This window comes from Sodalis praecaptivus (assembly GCF_000517425.1).
GTDB classification, from domain to species: domain Bacteria; phylum Pseudomonadota; class Gammaproteobacteria; order Enterobacterales; family Enterobacteriaceae; genus Sodalis_A; species Sodalis_A praecaptivus.
Genome location: NZ_CP006569.1, coordinates 679,368 through 696,103, shown reverse-complemented (window position 1 = coordinate 696,103; position 16,736 = coordinate 679,368). Strand labels below are relative to the sequence as shown.

The following is a 16,736-nucleotide window of genomic DNA, read 5'->3' as shown; positions in this document are numbered from 1 at the left end:
CAGGCCCATTATTCCAGACCGCCAATCACGGCGGTCATGCGTAAACGCCGTTCATCGCTAATTTCCTGCGTGGAAAGCACCGCCAACTGCGGCAGCGCACGGCGTAAAAAGCGCGCCAGCAGCGGCCGCAGCGCCGGCGCCACCATTAACACCAGCGGCGCGTTCAGGCTCTCCTGACGCTGCACCGCGGACTGCGCCTGCGCCAGCAGCCTGTCCGCCATACCCGGCTCCATCCCGCCGCCATTTTGCAGCGCCTGTAGCAACACGCGTTCCAACGTGACATCCAGACCGATCACCTGGATTTCTTCGCTGTCCTGGAAATAGTGTTGGGTAATGGCGCGGCCCAGCGCGACGCGAACCACTTGGGTCAGATCGGCGGCGTCTTTTTTCACCGGCGCATGTTCAATCAGCACTTCGATAATGGTGCGCATGTCGCGAATGGGGATGTTTTCCGCCAGCAGGTTGCGCAGTACTTTTTGGAACTGCGTGAGCGGCAGGGTGGCCGGGATAAAGTCCTCGGTCAACTTGGGCATCTCCTGCGTAACGCGTTCCAGCAGTTGCTGCGTTTCCTGCCGACCCAACAGATCGCTGGCGTATTTGCCAATCAGGTGGTTCAGATGGGTCGCCACCACGCTGCTGGCTTCCACCACGGTATAGCCCTGAATCTGCGCCCGCTCTTTCAAAGCGCTATCAATCCACAACGCCGGCAGGCCGAAGGCCGGGTCGCGGGTCACATCGCCGACCAAGGCGCCTTCCGCATTGCCGGGATTGATTGCCATCCAGCGGCCGGGAAACGCTTCGCCACGGCCGATTTCCACGCCTTTAAGCAGAATGCGGTACGCCGCCGGCTGCATTTCCAAATTATCGCGAATATGCACCACCGGCGGCAGAAAACCCATTTCCTGGGCGAATTTCTTGCGGATACTGCGAATGCGACCGAGCAATTCACCGTTTTGCAGCGCGTCCACCATCGGAATTAACCGGTAGCCCACCTCTATGCCCAGCGGATCTTCCAGTTGCACGTCGCGCCAGCTGGCTTCCGTCAGCTGCGGGCTGTCCTCGCGTCGGGCCACCGGTGCGGCCGCCGGCGCCGGCGCGTCCAGCCGGCCTTTGAGCCACCAGGCCAAGCCGAGCAACAGTGCGGTAAACAACAAAAACACCAGATTGGGCATCCCGGGCACCAGCCCCAACAGCCCCAGCACGCCGGCGGCGAGCAGCATCACCTGCGGTTTATTGAACAGCTGATCGACCATTTGCTGGCCGACATCCTGATGGGTACCGACGCGGGTCACGATCACGCCGGCGGCGGTCGAGATCACCAGCGCCGGAATTTGCGCCACCAGGCCGTCGCCGATGGTCAACAGGGTGTAGCTTTGCGCGGCCTGGCCCAGCGCCATATCATGCTGCAACAGTCCGACCATCAGGCCGCCGACGATGTTGATGACCATAATCAAAATGCCGGCAATGGCATCGCCGCGCACAAATTTGCTGGCGCCGTCCATGGAACCATAGAAGTCGGCTTCCTGGGTCACCTCGCTGCGGCGGCTTTTCGCCTCGTCCTCGCCGATAAGACCGGCATTGAGATCCGCGTCGATGGCCATTTGCTTGCCGGGCATACCGTCGAGCACAAAGCGTGCGCCCACTTCAGCAATACGCCCCGCCCCCTTGGTAATGACCGTGAAATTGATCACCACCAGAATAATGAACACCACGATACCGATAGCGAAATTGCCGCCGACCAGGAAATGGCCGAAAGCCTCAACGACCCTTCCCGCCGCATCGGCGCCGGTATGGCCCTGTAGCAGGATAATGCGCGTAGAGGCAACGTTCAGCGACAGGCGCAACAGGGTGGAAAACAGCAGCAGGCTGGGAAAAGCGGCAAAATCCAGCGTGCGGCGGGTAAACATCGCCACCAGCAGCACAATGATCGACAGCGCAATATTGAAGGTAAACAGCAGATCAAGGATGAACGCCGGCAGCGGCAGAACCATCATCGACAAGATCATCAGGATCAACACCGGTCCCGTCAGAATTTGCCACTGACCGGCGTTCATATTGGTAGGTAAGCGCAGCAGCGCGGCCAGATTAGCCATATCACTCTTTCTCAGGATCAAAATCCAGCGCGACAGGCACTGGTAAATCGACGGGTTTTTTCGGCATCCCGCCCCCTTGGCGCTGCCAGCGTCGTAGCTGGTAAACCCAGGCCAGCACCTCGGCCACCGCCGCGTACAGCGCGGTGGGAATGGTCTGGCCTATTTCGCTATGGCGGTACAACGCGCGGGCGAGCGGCGGCGCCTCCAGCTGCGGAATACGGTGCTCCGCCGCTACCGCGCGGATACGCAAAGCAATTTCGCCGACGCCTTTGGCCAGCACTTCCGGCGCGCTGCGTTTACCGTCCTCATAGCGCAGCGCCACCGCAAAATGGGTGGGGTTGGTTATCACCACATCCGCCTTGGGTACATCGGCCATCATACGGCGCCGGGCCATGGCCCGCTGCTGCTGGCGGATCCGGCTTTTCACCTGGGGATCGCCCTCCTGATTTTTAAATTCATCGCGGATGTCCTGGCGGCTCATGCGCAATTTTTTCAGGTGGCTCCAGAGTTGCCAAAATACGTCGAAACCGACGATCGGGCTAAGCCCGACGATGATAAACAGCATACAGGCGGTGATGATCCACATGGCATCGCCCAGCGCCGGTACGGCAGGCTCCATGACCAAATGCAACATATGCGGCCAATTGAGCCATAAAAAGCCGCCGGTGATGCAGCCGAATACCACCGCCTTTAATATCGCTTTGAACAGCTCCGCCAACACCTGCGAGGAGAACATCCGCTTCAGTCCACTGAGCGGATTAAGTTTTTTGATATCAAATTTGATTAACGACGGATTGAAGGTAATCCCGCCCAGCAACATCGGCGCGCCCAGGGCCACCAGGATTAAACCGGCGAACAACGGCACCAGCGCCAGAACGGTCTGGCTGAGCAACGGCGCCGCAGTGCTCAGACTCTGACGATCGTTGCCAATCAGGCCGTGGTCAAAATGCAGGCCCTGGGCGAGCATCGCCGCCAGTTGACGGGCAAGGTATGCGCCGTCCAGCCAGAGCATGGCGCAGCCCACCAACAGCATCAACATCGAGGTCAACTCGCGCGATCGGGGAATCTGTCCCTCTTCACGGGCTTTCTCCTGCCGGTGCTGTGTGGGCGCCTCGCTTTTTTCTAAATCACTTTCTTCCGCCATCCAGGATTCCGCTAGCACAACGCCGGTAGGAATAATGGGCGTAAGAATGCCAAAAAAGGCGCCTTTTTTATGGCATGAACAGAGGGCCAAACCACGGGCTATTCAGCGGATAGCCCGGCGCCGCAGGACGCCGGCGAGCCGGTTCTAATAATAGGGGATCAAAAGCCGAGGCTATCGAGCAGGTCGTCCACCTGATCCTGATTCGCCACCACGCCGGCGGCGCTATGATCCATCTGCGGTCCGTTAAGCAGCCGCTCGCTATCCCGCGGCTGGGCCGGCTTCTCGGGCATGTTTTCCAGCAGTACCATCAGCAGCTGTTTTTCAATTTCCTGCACCACATCCATCATGCGTTTTATCACCTGGCCGGTCAGATCCTGGAAATCCTGCGCCATCATTATTTCCAGCAGCTGAGCGTGGGTAAAGGCGGTATGCGCCGGTACGCCGGCCAGATACTGGCGCGTTTCATCCACCAGCTCGCGGGCGTGCTCTAGCGGCATCGGCTCGGCGAACCACGCATCCCAGCGCGCGGTGAGCGCGCGCGCGCCCTGCTCAAGCGCGGTTTGGCGCGGCTGCGCCGCCTCTACGCAGTTCAGCGCCCGTTCGGCCGCCTGGGCGGTCATTTGCACCACGTAATCCAGCCGGTCACGCGCATCGGGGATGGCCTCGGCCGCCTGCGCGATCGCCTGCTCCAGCCCCAGCTCGCGCAGACTGGTGCGCAGCATGCGGGTCAACTGACCGATACGGGCGATGATATCCGTGCCGTTAGCGTCTGAGATATCCATTGGGGTCGTCATGGTCGCTCCTGGTTACATGCCCAGCTTATCGAAGATTTTGCTCAGTTTTTCCTCAAGGGTTGCCGCGGTAAACGGCTTCACCACATAGCCGCTGGCGCCCGCCTGCGCCGCCGCGACGATATTTTCCTTTTTGGCTTCCGCGGTGACCATTAACACCGGCATCGCCGCCATAGCGCCGTCGGCGCGGATGGCCTGTAGCAAAGACAATCCATCCATGTTGGGCATATTCCAGTCGGATATCACGAAATCAAACGGCGCCGCTTTTAGCTTGACCAGCGCATCGGCGCCGTCCTCGGCCTCTTCAACATTATTAAATCCCAATTCCTTTAAAAGGTTGCGCACAATGCGCCGCATGGTGGAGAAATCGTCCACCACCAGAAACCTGAGTTCTTTATCTGCCATGACTCCTCCTTACAACGTCTGTACCCTGGCCGGGCTCTAGATTCGTAACGCCTGAGCGGTACTGATTTGCGCCAGCATCCGCTGGCTCATCTGCCCCAGCGGCACCACTTCATTGCAGGCGCCCAGCGCTACCGCCTCGCGCGGCATGCCGTAGACCACGCAGCTCGCCTCGTCCTGGGCCAGCGTCCAGGCGCCCGCCTGGCGCATCGCCAGCAAACCCGCCGCGCCATCGTTGCCCATCCCGGTCAAAATGACACCGACGGCGTTGCGGCCGGCGAATTTCGCTACGGAATGGAACAGCACGTCCACCGAGGGACGGTGGCGGTTGACCGGCGAACCATCGTGCAGCCGGATCAGATAATTGGCGCCGCTGCGCGCCAGTTCCATATGGCGGGCGCCCGGGGCGATATAGGCGTGTCCCGGCAGCACCCGTTCCCCTTCCTCCGCCTCTTTCACCGCGATTTGGCAATGCTTGTTAAGCCGGTTGGCGAAAGAACAGGTGAAGCCGGCGGGCATATGCTGGGTAATCAGCAGCGCCGGACTGGTCACCGGCAACGGCTCCAGCACGTGGCGGATGGCCTCGGTGCCGCCGGTGGACGCGCCGATGGCGAACAGCTTTTCGCTGCTGAGCAGCGGCCCCTCCAGGACCACCGGCGCCGACGTTTTCGGTCGCTGCGGCGGTAGGCGGACGCGGGCCGCGGTACGAATCTTCTCGCCGATAATCTCCCGATATTGCAGCATGCCGTCGCGTAGTCCCAGCTGCGGTTTCGTCACGAAATCCACCGCGCCCAGCTCCAGGGCGCGCAGCGTGATTTCCGAGCCCCGTCCGGTGAGCGAGGACACCATCACCACCGGCATCGGCCGCAGACGCATCAGTTTTTCCAGGAAATCCAGGCCGTCCATGCGCGGCATTTCCACATCCAGCGTCAATACGGCCGGATTCAACCGCTTAATCAAATCCCGGGCAATCAGCGGGTCCGGCGCGGTGGCCACCATTTCCATATCGGCAAAGCTATTGACTATTTCGGTCATGAGCTGCCGCATCATGGCAGAATCGTCCACGCACATGACGCGAATTTTGTTCATGCTGTCTCCCTCGCCAAAACATAGACCGACTGACCGCGCAGGGTAAAATCGCGGCTGATCTGGCTGAAATTTTCCGAATGGCCGGCAAACAGCAGTCCACCGGGCTTGAGCAAAGGCACGAAGCGACGCAATATTTGCCCTTGTGTCTGCTTATCGAAGTAAATCATGACATTACGGCAAAAAATGGCGTCAAACGGCCCGGGAAGTTCCCACTCGGGCGCCAGCAAATTCAGCGCGATAAAACGTACCCGCGCCACCAGCTCCGGCCGCACCCGCGCCATTCCCTGCTGGGGGCCGGTGCCGCGCAGGAAAAAACGCTGACGTTGCAGTAGGCTCAACCCGCGCAGATCTTCTTCGCGGTAGATGCCGTTGCGCGCCGTCTCCAGCACCCGCGAATTGATGTCGCTGCCGAGGATCTGCGCCTGATTACCCGCCCCCAGCGTCTCTTGCAGGGTCATGGCGATGGAATAGGGCTCCTCCCCCGTCGAGGCCGCGGCGCTCCAGACGCTGTAGCCCGCCGGGCGATCGCGGGCATGGCGGGCCAGCACCGGAAAGTGATGGGCCTCACGGAAAAACTGCGTCAGATTGGTGGTGAGCGCATTGATAAATTCCTGCCATTCGCCGCTGCGAGCGTCGGCATCCAGACGGGCCAGATAGCTGGCAAAGTCCGGCAACCCCAGCGCCCGCAGGCGCCTGACCAGGCGGTTGAACACCATGTCACGCTTATGGCTGGCCAGCACAATGCCGGCCCGTTGATAAATTAATTGACTGATGCGTTGAAACTGCGCATCCGATAACGTCACGCGCTCCGCCGAAAACACGTTGCGGGAAAAAGCACGTCTTTGGTTGGGCATAAACAGGTCTCACTTTACGCGCGGGCGGGCGTTGTCCGGTCAGACGGCCAGCGTTTGCAGAGGCTGCGGACTGCCGCCGGCATGCGTGGACTCCCCTTGCGCCACGGTCGCATCGGATTGCAACGTAAAGACCTGCACATTCTGCATCAGCGCTTCCGCCTGCGCGCCCAACGCTTCCGAAGCGGCAGCGGTTTGCTGCACCAGCGCGGCGTTTTGCTGGGTAACGGTATCCATCTGGATGACGACGGTCGCCACTTGGTCGATGCCGCGGCTTTGCTCGTCGGAAGCGGAAGCGATCTCGCCCATAATGTCCGACACGCGGGTAACCGAGCGCACTATTTCGTTCATGGTATCGCCGGCGGCGGTCACCATGCGCGATCCCTGCTGTACCCGGCTGACCGATTCATCGATCAAACCTTTGATTTGCTTTGCCGCCTGGGCGCTGCGCTGCGCCAGATTGCGCACCTCGCCGGCCACCACCGCAAACCCCCGTCCCTGTTCGCCGGCGCGCGCCGCTTCCACCGCCGCGTTCAGCGCCAGGATGTTGGTCTGGAAAGCGATACCGTCAATCACGCCGATGATATCGCCTATCTTCAGCGAACTGGCGTTGATTTCGGCCATATGTTTCACCACATCGCCGGTGATGGCATTACCCTTGTTGGCCGCCGAAGAGGCCGCCCTGGCCAGATCGCTCGCCTGATGGGCATTGCCGGCGTTCTGTTTCACGGTGGAGGTGAGCTGTTCCATACTGGTGGCGGTTTCCTCCAGCGACGCCGCCTGCTGCTCAGTGCGCGAGGACAGGTCATTGTTGCTGGCGATAATTTCCGACACGCCGCTCAACATCGCATCGGTGCCGTTGCGGACCGCCGTAACCGTACCCGCCAGTTCATCGCGCATCATTTGCAACTGACGAAACAGCTGGCTGATTTCATTACTGCCGTGGACCTGAATATGCCGGCTCAAATTGCCGCGGGCGATAGCGTCAAAGTGATCGCGCATCTCGCTCAGCGGCTGCAGCAACAGCCGTTTCAGCCAGAACAGGGCCAGCACCGCCAGCCCCAGCGCGACACAAACAAAGACGCCATTAAGCCAGCCGGAGTACACATTGATATCGACGATTTCTTTACCCGCTACGTCAATGCGGGCATCGAGCGACGACAAGTTGGCCTTCAGCGCGTTTTCAAACACATCCTGCGATCCCTGGGTCGGGCTGTCGATAAAGGCATCGACGTTGCCGTTATCGAGAAAATCAATTAATCCTTGCAGGTTTTCGGTCAGTCCGTTAAATGCCTGGACGGTCCGCTCATGCAGGAGCTGTTCGCGACTGTCGCCGGCCGGCAGGGTGCTGTAAGTTTTGAATTGCTTTTCCGCCTCGGCGAGCGTTTGTTTAGCGCTATCCATCAGCGGCGTAATCATCGTCAGCGGGCTGTGGTAAACATAACGCGTTGCCGCCCGGTTCAGGGTGTTGCGGGTTTGCAACAGACTGGACCAGGTCTGGTTCAGGTTGTTGCGCTGCTGATTGACCAGTTGCACGCTCTGATTAAGCTCGGTACCGCTGCGCAGGTTGTAGTAGGAAACCGCCGCTACCACCACCTGCATCAGGCCAAACAGCACCACCAACACCACCAGACTGGTGGAAATTTTAATACGCGATAACATCGAAAACCCCTTGCCGTAGCTACAAAAAGATAAATCAATACGCTTAAAAACTTTCCCAGTTGTCCGCCGACAGGGCGGCGCTGACCGGCGCGCGCGCCGGCGCCCGGCTGGTTGCGGCCTCGGGTTTGCGGGCGGGGGTTTGCGCTGCGGGGGTCGGTTTCTGCCCGACGTCCGCCGGCGCGGCGGTCGTTTCCAGATGGAACACCGACACCGCATGGGTAAGCCGTTCGGCCTGCTGCTGCAAATTCACCGCCGCGGCGGCGGATTGCTGCACCATGGCGGCATTTTGCGATGTGGCGCGGTCAATATCGATAACCGCCTGGCCAACTTGATCGATACCGCGGCTCTGTTCATCGGACGCGGAGGAGATCTCACCCATAATGTCGGTAACGCGGGTCACCGCCGTAACGATTTCCTGCATGGTTTCGCCGGCGCTTTCCACCAAAACCGAGCCCTCTTCCACCCGGCTGACAGAATCGTCGATAAGGGTTTTGATCTCCTTGGCGGCCTGCGCGCTGCGCTGGGCCAGATTACGCACCTCGCCGGCCACCACCGCAAAGCCGCGGCCCTGCTCGCCGGCGCGGGCCGCCTCCACCGCCGCGTTCAGCGCCAGGATATTAGTCTGGAAAGCGATGCCGTCAATCACGCCGGTAATATCGGCGATTTTCTGCGAACTGCCGGCAATGTCCTGCATGGTGTGGACGACGTTATCCACCACTTTACCGCCGTGCCGCGCGGTGTCCGAGGCATTCATCGCCAACTGTTTCGCCTGCCGCGCGTTATCGGCGTTTTGCTTCACGGTGGCGGTCAACTGTTCCATGCTGGCGGCCGTCTCTTCCAGCACCGACGCCTGCTGTTCGGTGCGCGCGGACAGATCGTTGTTGCCGGCGACGATATCGCCGGTGCCGCGATAAATGCCGTCGGCGCTGCCGCGCACCGCCCGTACGGTATCGATGAGGCTCTGCTGCATCTGACGCACATTGTGCGCCAGCGTTCCCATCTCATTGTGGCTGTCGATGGCCAGAGGCTCCGTCAAATCGCCCGCGGCAATACGCTGAATATGTTCGATAATGCGATGCAGCGGCGTCATCAGCACCCGGCTGATGGCGAGCCATAACACCACGCCAACCGCTACCGCGCAGAGGAAAATCCCGAGCATGATGGCCACCGAGCGGTAAATAATGTGACCGGTTTGCACCACCGCCTGCGAGAATTGGCGGTCATTACCGTTCAGATACTGGCGATAGGCGCCGTCGAACTGCGTGAGCGGCGCCTGTAGCGCTGCGCCGTCGACGGTATCGTCGCCGCTGTCTCGAAGCGATATGGCGGCCTGCTTCAGCTGCTCATGGAGGCGGGTAAAGGCGCTTTGCAGGGTAGCGAAATTGTCGGGTGTCGTCTTATCAGACTGCACCATCGCGGCGAAGCGGCTAAAGGTTTTCTGCGCATTCCCCAGCGCCTCCAGCGCGGCCGTGGTTTGCCGGCGCAGATCTTCCGGGCTGGCGCCGTTAAGTACCGAAATACGCGCCTGATTGAAGCCGTCGCGCGCCTGGAGGATCGCTACCCAGCTGGCGCTAAGCTGTGCCTGCTGGTTATGCAGATTTTGATAAACGTTAAAATGATGTCTGTCTTGCGTCTGGACCGAATAGAATAATCCGCCGCTAATTATTTGAATCAAGCCATAGCACACCAGGGCGATTAAAATAACGTTAACCACTTTCATTCTGTTTAACATTGTATTTGTTCCTGATTCACCTAATGCTGTTTTATCGGCATCGGCCCGCCAAACTTTATGCCCGGCGGCAGAAAAAAAGGCGGAAGCCCCGCTCCCGCCTTAGGTTGTCCATCCTGTGCCTTTAGGCGACGCTATCCACCAGCGCCATCTCTTCGCTGCTGAGTAGCCGTTCAATATCCACCAGGATCAGCATGCGGTCTTCCAGCGCCCCCAGACCGGTCAAATATTCCGTAGCCAGCGTGACCGCAAATTGCGGCGCCGGCCGAATTTGATCGGCGCTCAGGGACAGGACATCGGAGACGCCATCCACCACAATACCCACCACCCGCTGCTGGAGGTTCAGCACAATCACTACCGTATTGTCGTTGTAACTGACGTCGTTTTGCGCAAATTTAATCCGTAGATCGACAATGGGTACAATAACGCCGCGCAGATTAGTGACCCCTTTGATAAAGGCCGGCGTATTGGCGATACGCGTCACCTGGTCGTAACCCCGGATTTCCTGAACCTTGAGAATATCGATGCCGTACTCTTCGCTTCCCAGGGTAAACACCAGAAATTCTTCGCCCGCGCTTTCGCCGGCTAATGTCGTCATATTTGCAAGTCCTGCCATGGTTTACCCTTTTACTAGACGTGAGTGAAAATCAGATTAAGCGGCGCTGACCTGGCATTTGTCACGGTTCAAAGGCTGTAGAGCGGAAACGTCTACAATCAGCGCCACGCTGCCATCCCCCATAATGGTCGCGGCCGAAATGCCCGCCACCTTGCGGTAATTGCTTTCCAGATTTTTCACCACAATCTGATGCTGGCCGACCAACTGGTCCACCAGCAGCGCATACCGGCGTCCCGCGCTTTGCAAAATAACCGCAATCCCCTCGGTGGGATCGGTTTTGGCGCCGGGAACATTGAACACATGATGCAGCGCAACCAGCGGCAGGTATTCCCCGCGCACCTGTAGCACCAGTTCATCACCGCCCATGCGATAGAGATCCTGCGCCTGGGGCTGGAGAGATTCCATGACGGTATTCAGCGGCAAAATAAACGCTTCATCGCTGACCCGTACCGACATTCCGTCAAGGATGGCCAGCGTCAGCGGCAGCAGAATACGGACGGTGGTGCCTTTGCCCGCTTCAAACAGAATATCCACATGGCCGCCCATCGCCTGGATGTTGCGCTTCACCACATCCATGCCCACGCCGCGCCCGGAAACATCGGTTACCGCTTCCGCGGTGGAGAAGCCCGGGGCAAAAATCAGCCTGCCGACGTCCTCATCGCTGAGATGTTCACTAACCGCCATGCCCTGGGCGCTGGCCTTGGCAAGAATTTTCGCCCGGTTCAGGCCGGCGCCGTCATCACGCACTTCGATACAAATATTGCCCCCCTGGTGTTCGGCGGCCAGCACCAGGGTGCCGACGGCAGATTTACCGGCCGCCAGACGGGCGGCGGGGGATTCCAGACCGTGATCGAGGCTGTTGCGCACCAGATGGGTCAGGGGATCGATAATGCGCTCAATCAGGCTTTTATCCAGTTCGGTGGAGCTGCCCTGCATCTCCAGGCGCACCTCTTTACCGAGTTTGGCGGCCAGATCGCGCACCAGACGCGGGAAACGGCTGAAGACGTATTCCATCGGCATCATGCGAATCGACATTACCGACTCTTGCAGATCGCGCGCGTTGCGCTCGAGCTGCCCCATGCTGTTAAGCAGTTCACTGTAGTGGGCGGGATCCAGTTCGCTGGAACGCTGCGCGAGCATGGATTGGGTGATGACCAGTTCACCTACCAGGTTTATTAGCTGGTCCACTTTCTCCACCGCCACGCGAATGCTGCCGTCGGTGCTCTTCACCGCCATTTTTGGCGCAGCAGCGGGGACGGCGGTCGACGCCTGCCGGCCCGCGGGCGCCACATCCCGTGCATCGCCGGCGACAGGCACGCCGTCTGCGGCGGCGACAGGTACGGCGTCAGCGGCGACAACAGGCACGCCGTCTGCGGCGGCGACAGGCACGCCGTCTGCGGCGACAACAGGCACGCCGTCTGCGGCGACAACAGGCACGCCGTCTGCGACGACGACAGGCACGCCGTCTGCGGCGGCGAGATCGGCAGCGGCGGAAACATCGGCGACGGCGCTGATATCGGCGGCCATGGCGGCTTGCGCGCCGGCAAAATCCTGCTCGCGGTCCACCTCTCCGACGCTGGCTTGCCCGGCGGCGGTGACGTCGGCGGGTGCAGGAGACGCCGCGGCATCGCCGGGGGTGCAGGCCGGCGCCGGCCGGTCATCCACGTTCTGCTCGTCGGCGCACTGTCCGGTTTGTATTGGCGCGCCAGCGTGGGCAAATCGGATTTGTTCCGGCTCCAGCACGAAACACAGTACGGCGACGATATCCTCCTCGCCCAGGGTACTTTGCAGGCGGACGCTGAGGCCGTTTTCGCTCTCGCTGTCGGCGAGGACGTGCCCCAAATTCGCCAGTTCCTCGCGCATCAAGGTGATTTCCTGCGGGGTCAGGCCAGTCAAGACGATCTCATGCACCGGTTCGTCCGCAACCGCCTTGGCACGACAGGCGCCCGCCGACGCTGCGCCCGCCGTGGCGACATCGTCGTCTGCGGACGTCGCGGCGGCCACCGCGCCGGCGCTGACCTCGGCCGCCGGCGCCGACGCGACGCCATCGCCGCCTTTTGCCGTCAGCGCCAGTTCACGAAGCGCTTCGCAAATATACCGGTAGCTCTCTTCATCGGGTTGCTGGGCCATTTTGTAGGCGTCCAATTGATCCTGCATAATATCCTTGGTCTTTAAAAACAGATCGACGCTGTCGGTATTCAGGGACATCTCACCGCGGCGCGCCTCATCGAGCAGGTTTTCCAGCAAGTGCGTGGTCTCCTGCAATGCGCTGAAACCGAAGGTTCCCGCCCCGCCCTTGATGGAATGCGCAGCCCGGAAAATGGCGTTCAGTTGCTCGCTGTCCGGCACTTGCGGATCCAGCTGCAGCAAATGCTGCTCCATGTCGGCCAACAGCTCATCGGCTTCATCAAAAAAAGTCTGATAAAAAGCGCTCAGATCCATGCTCACGGCTTCACCTCTGCGATGGGAAAATTCATTTTGTCGGCGCAGCACCGTCCGCGGCGGAAACGTCGTGCAGCAGGTCCGGCCGCTGGCGCACGTCGGCGCCATCGACAAGCACATCCTGATTTTGGCCGTTTTCATGAGCCAAAGACCGCTCGGTCCGCTTATTCAAGACCAGCAGGCTGATGCGACGGTTGATGGCCGCGTCGGGATGCTGATTATCCAGATTAATGGTGGACGCCATCCCTACCACTCCCAGCACCTTGTTTTCGGCCAGGCCGCCCAGCACTAATTCCCGCCGCGACGCGTTGGCTCTGTCCGCCGATAATTCCCAATTACTGTAACCGTGACCGCCGTTGGCATAAGGCGTGGCGTCGGTATGGCCCGAAATAGAAATCTTGTAAGGAATATCATTGAGCACCGGCGCGATGGTGCGCAGGATCACGCTCATATAGGGAGCGACTTCCGCGCTGCCGGTACTGAACATCGGGCGATTCTGGTTATCGATAATCTGTATCCGCAAGCCTTCTTCCACCAGATCGATAAGCAGCTGGGGACGCAGCTTTTGCAGGCGGGGATCGTTGGCGATCAATTGTTCCAATACGTCCCGCAGCCGCTTCAGTTTTACCGCGTCCTGGCCGGCTTCCGACGGGGCAAGCCCCTTATGCACATTCCCTTCCTGACGGGTGGGATCTTCCCCGCCGCCCGGTATCGGACTAAAATCCGAGCTGCTGCGTTCGCCCTTGTTGAGCGCCACTTCCAGCGGCGTGCGGAAGTATTCGGCCAGCCGCGTCAGCTCCTGCGGGCTGGCGATCGCCAGCAGCCACATGACCAAAAAAAAGGCCATCATGCTGGTCATAAAATCAGCGAAAACGATTTTCCAACTGCCGGCATGCGCACCCGAGGCACGCGCGGGTTTACGCTTGCGAACAATGATAATAGGCTTTTGCATTACGCCGCTTCTTGCACCCCATCCTGCGCCGCCGCTTTGTTCAGTCCTCGCGCTTGTTTGACATGATTCTCCAGCTCAAGGAACGAGGGTCGCTCGGTGGTAAACAGCGATTTACGACCAAATTCGATGGAGATTTGCGGCGCATAACCATGCAAATTGGAGAGCAGCGTGATTTTGATGCACTGCAACACTTTGACGGTTTCAGTTTTCTTTAAACGCAGCAGCGAGGCCAACGGCGAAATAAACGCATAGGACAACAGGATGCCGAGCAGGGTGCCGACCATCGCCTGTGCTATCAGTACGCCCAGCTCCACCGCCGGGCGATCAACGGCTCCCAAGGCGTGTACCATGCCCAGCACCGCCGCCACAATACCAAACGCGGGCAACGAGTCGCCCAGCAAATTGATACTGTTGGCGGGAATCTCGCATTCCTCTTCAAAAGTATCGATTTCCACGTCCATCAGCGCTTCGATTTCAAACGCGTTCATGTTGCCGCTTATCATTAGCCGCAGATAATCGGTGATGAAATCCAGCAGGGAGGGATCGTTAAGAATGCGCGGATACTGCTTGAATATGTCGCTTTCGGCGGGATTCTCCACGTCACGTTCCAGGCTGAGCATACCCTGCTGGCGTGACTTCACCATCAGCCGGAACAGCAACGTCATCAGGTCCATGTAACGGGCCTTGGTATATTTGGCGCTGCGGAATAACAGCGGTAGCGCCCGGAGCGTGGCTCTAATGGCCTTCGCGTTATTACCGACGATGAAGGAGCCGATACCGGCGCCGCCGATAATCAGAAATTCGGCCGGTTGTATCAACGCGCCAAGATGGCCGCCGGCCATCAGAAAGCCACCCAAGACGGTCGCAATAACAACAATGTAACCCAGTATGACTAACACGATAGCGCTCCTTCTGCGAAGAGCAGGCAAGCAAAAGCGACCCGATCGGCACAGGCGGGTCACGCGTCCCTCACCGTTGCGGTGAGGGCGGGATCAACCTGCCGCGGCAGGCCGTCATACCGCGACGCTTCTCTGCTCATCTGACAACATAGGATTATTATCGGCAGCATCCGGCAAAAGTTTACGTCTTTTTACCGCGCGCGACGGCGGCTGGCAGAGACTGCACACAAAACTCTGGCTTGGTTGGTGGGCATAGGTGATGAAATGACCGCGGCAGTGGGCGCAAGGCGTCAGTTGCAGCATGCCGCTGTCGACGAATTTCACCAGCGTCCAGGCGCGGGTCAGCGCCAGTAACGGAATATCGCCATCCTGCTCCGGGCACTGCTCCAGATAGAGGCGATAGGCGCCGATCACCGCCTCCACCCATGAGCAACGGCCGTGGTTAAGCAGCACTTGATAAATGTTATAAAACATCGATGAATGAATATTGTGTTCCCAGGTCATAAACCAATCGGTCGAAAACGGCAACATCCCCTTCGGGGGCGGGTTGCCGCGAATTTCCTTATACAATTTTATTAACCGGCCCCGGCTAAGCTGCGTTTCGCTTTCCAGCATTTGCAACCGTGCGCCAAGAGAAATTAACTCCATTGCAAGCTGGATTTCTTTTACCTCTTGGACAATACTTTTTTCGGCCATGTTTAACTCTTTCTTTTAGGCGTTGAGCCAGCTTTCGTGGTTAATTGCTCATTTAATCGACTGGACAATAAAATACTGGCGTGTATTTGATTAAGATCTTCCACCCGTGAATCCTGTGTAAGCTGTGTAATGGCTTTCGGATCTTCAAAACGAAACACGCAAAGTAGCTGATTCGTTTCTGCCAGTTTTACCATTTGCGCCATGGTTAATTTCTGCAATGTTTCCGCCATGGATTCACTAATACCCAATCGAAACATCGCGGAAGATTTATCTGTTTGAATCAAACGTTGCGCTAGTGATAAATAAGACAGATTGATACCGTAGATATTCTTCAGCACTTCACTGGTATTCATTTTACATCCCTAATGACGATGTTCAGGTGTAGTCGGGTCATCATAATCTCCTTTGTTTAGGAGGCTATGGTTATTAGAACAGGATATTGGCCAAATTGTGATCACGTGGCCAGCGTACTCGCGCGGCACACGCTGTTATTACCCTCTGCGAAATTTGAGCCAACACAAGCAGAGCCGCTGACGCCGAGAATGCTGGCTCGTCAGGACTCATCCATGAGATTCAGTAACAAATAATACGATTAATCCGAAAGTTGGCTGACTCTACCGCTGAATCTGGCTGTTACACAATCAGTGAAGTGGAAAGATTTACCAAAAACGTGATCCACATCACACTTTATGAACTTTTTAGCCTTTTTTTCCTTGCCATCTAACAGATTTCACATTCTAGTCAAGCAGTTTTTCAACCGATAATCGGCTAAAAAACGTCTGATAAAAGTCTAAAATAAGTGATTTAGTCCTGAAAGGCGCGTTATGGCAGATCATATTTCTATGATTTCTTATTTTGCAGTCAACTATGCCAATAACGCCTCAATCATTAGATAAAAGCACCACTAAATCCATATCGATCACTTTTTAAGCAAAACGAAGGCGATTTCACATCTCCGCAGCCGTTCTGGAGGGGTTCAGCGCCGCAAGCGTTATCGACGCTTAAGAAAGCGTCGAGATAGCGTCGGGTTTTACCTATGAAAAGTAACCGTATGTGTAATCCTGCAACTGGCATTATGGCGATTAAGGTTGCCGGCCTGGATAATGGCGTTAATTAACGCAGTATAATGTTACGCCGCCGTTGCTAAAGTTGCATTTTCGTTTATTTCCCGCCGCGGCTTAAGGCTATTGTCGAAAACTATCCCTGTCGCCGGCGCTAAAGCTGTTACTCACGGCCGATTCAGGAGAGAAATGTCGCCGCGCTAAGTGGCTGTGACGGCGCGGGGCAGGATCAGGCCAACGTCCCTATAGACAATCTTTTTTTTAGCATTGCGCCTGACGTGAACTTATTTTTCTGCTGCGACGCAGGTC

At 58.2% G+C, this 16,736-nt stretch carries 14 protein-coding genes; all 14 read right to left on the bottom strand.

All coding sequences use genetic code 11. The features are described from left to right. Positions 1–8: 8 nt before the first annotated feature. The 14 genes from flhA to flhD all read right to left on the bottom strand — a co-directional run bounded on the left by flhA (position 9) and on the right by flhD (position 15,719). The gene (flhA, locus tag SANT_RS03165) at positions 9–2,093 is read right to left on the bottom strand and encodes a flagellar biosynthesis protein FlhA (protein ID WP_025420854.1); all 2,085 of its coding nucleotides are present in this window, start codon (positions 2,091–2,093) and stop codon (positions 9–11) included. A 1-nt stretch (position 2,094) separates the two neighbouring features. Further along, positions 2,095–3,237 (bottom strand): flagellar biosynthesis protein FlhB, encoded by a 1,143-nt coding sequence (gene flhB / locus SANT_RS03160; protein ID WP_025420853.1) that lies wholly within the window; start codon positions 3,235–3,237, stop codon positions 2,095–2,097. A gap of 158 nt (positions 3,238–3,395) precedes the next feature. Beyond that, positions 3,396–4,031, bottom strand: coding sequence for a protein phosphatase CheZ (cheZ, locus tag SANT_RS03155; protein ID WP_025420852.1), 636 nt, complete (start codon positions 4,029–4,031; stop codon positions 3,396–3,398). Positions 4,032–4,043: 12 nt separating this feature from the next. Next, positions 4,044–4,433: a chemotaxis response regulator CheY gene (cheY, locus tag SANT_RS03150; protein ID WP_025420851.1), complete on the bottom strand. Its 390-nt coding sequence runs from the start codon at positions 4,431–4,433 to the stop codon at positions 4,044–4,046. Between the two features lie 36 nt (positions 4,434–4,469). After that, positions 4,470–5,519, bottom strand: a complete 1,050-nt coding sequence (locus SANT_RS03145) for a protein-glutamate methylesterase/protein-glutamine glutaminase (protein WP_025420850.1) — start codon at positions 5,517–5,519, stop codon at positions 4,470–4,472. Then, positions 5,516–6,373, bottom strand: a complete 858-nt coding sequence (cheR, locus tag SANT_RS03140) for a protein-glutamate O-methyltransferase CheR (protein ID WP_025420849.1) — start codon at positions 6,371–6,373, stop codon at positions 5,516–5,518. The genes SANT_RS03145 and cheR overlap by 4 nt, the downstream gene beginning before the upstream one ends. A 39-nt stretch (positions 6,374–6,412) precedes the next feature. Continuing rightward, on the bottom strand, positions 6,413–8,032 hold the full coding sequence (locus tag SANT_RS03135) for a methyl-accepting chemotaxis protein (protein ID WP_025420848.1): 1,620 nt from the start codon (positions 8,030–8,032) through the stop codon (positions 6,413–6,415). A 43-nt stretch (positions 8,033–8,075) separates the two neighbouring features. Continuing rightward, positions 8,076–9,764 carry a methyl-accepting chemotaxis protein gene (locus SANT_RS24820; protein ID WP_025420847.1) on the bottom strand — a complete coding sequence of 563 codons (1,689 nt, stop codon included), beginning with the start codon at positions 9,762–9,764 and terminating at the stop codon, positions 8,076–8,078. A 121-nt stretch (positions 9,765–9,885) separates the two neighbouring features. Next, positions 9,886–10,377: a chemotaxis protein CheW gene (gene cheW, locus SANT_RS03125; RefSeq protein ID WP_025420846.1), complete on the bottom strand. Its 492-nt coding sequence runs from the start codon at positions 10,375–10,377 to the stop codon at positions 9,886–9,888. A 36-nt stretch (positions 10,378–10,413) separates the two neighbouring features. Continuing rightward, entirely contained in the window at positions 10,414–12,819 is a 2,406-nt protein-coding gene (cheA, locus tag SANT_RS03120; protein WP_081730500.1) for a chemotaxis protein CheA, read from the bottom strand. Between the two features lie 31 nt (positions 12,820–12,850). Continuing rightward, positions 12,851–13,771: a flagellar motor protein MotB gene (gene motB, locus SANT_RS03115; RefSeq protein ID WP_025420844.1), complete on the bottom strand. Its 921-nt coding sequence runs from the start codon at positions 13,769–13,771 to the stop codon at positions 12,851–12,853. Beyond that, a complete protein-coding gene (motA, locus tag SANT_RS03110; protein ID WP_025420843.1) occupies positions 13,771–14,670 on the bottom strand; it encodes a flagellar motor stator protein MotA in 900 nt (299 codons plus the stop codon). Before motA ends, motB begins: the two co-directional genes overlap by 1 nt. A gap of 114 nt (positions 14,671–14,784) precedes the next feature. After that, positions 14,785–15,366, bottom strand: coding sequence for a flagellar transcriptional regulator FlhC (flhC, locus tag SANT_RS03105; protein ID WP_025420842.1), 582 nt, complete (start codon positions 15,364–15,366; stop codon positions 14,785–14,787). Positions 15,367–15,368: 2 nt separating this feature from the next. Further along, entirely contained in the window at positions 15,369–15,719 is a 351-nt protein-coding gene (gene flhD / locus SANT_RS03100) for a flagellar transcriptional regulator FlhD (RefSeq protein WP_025420841.1), read from the bottom strand. Positions 15,720–16,736 lie beyond the last annotated feature (1,017 nt).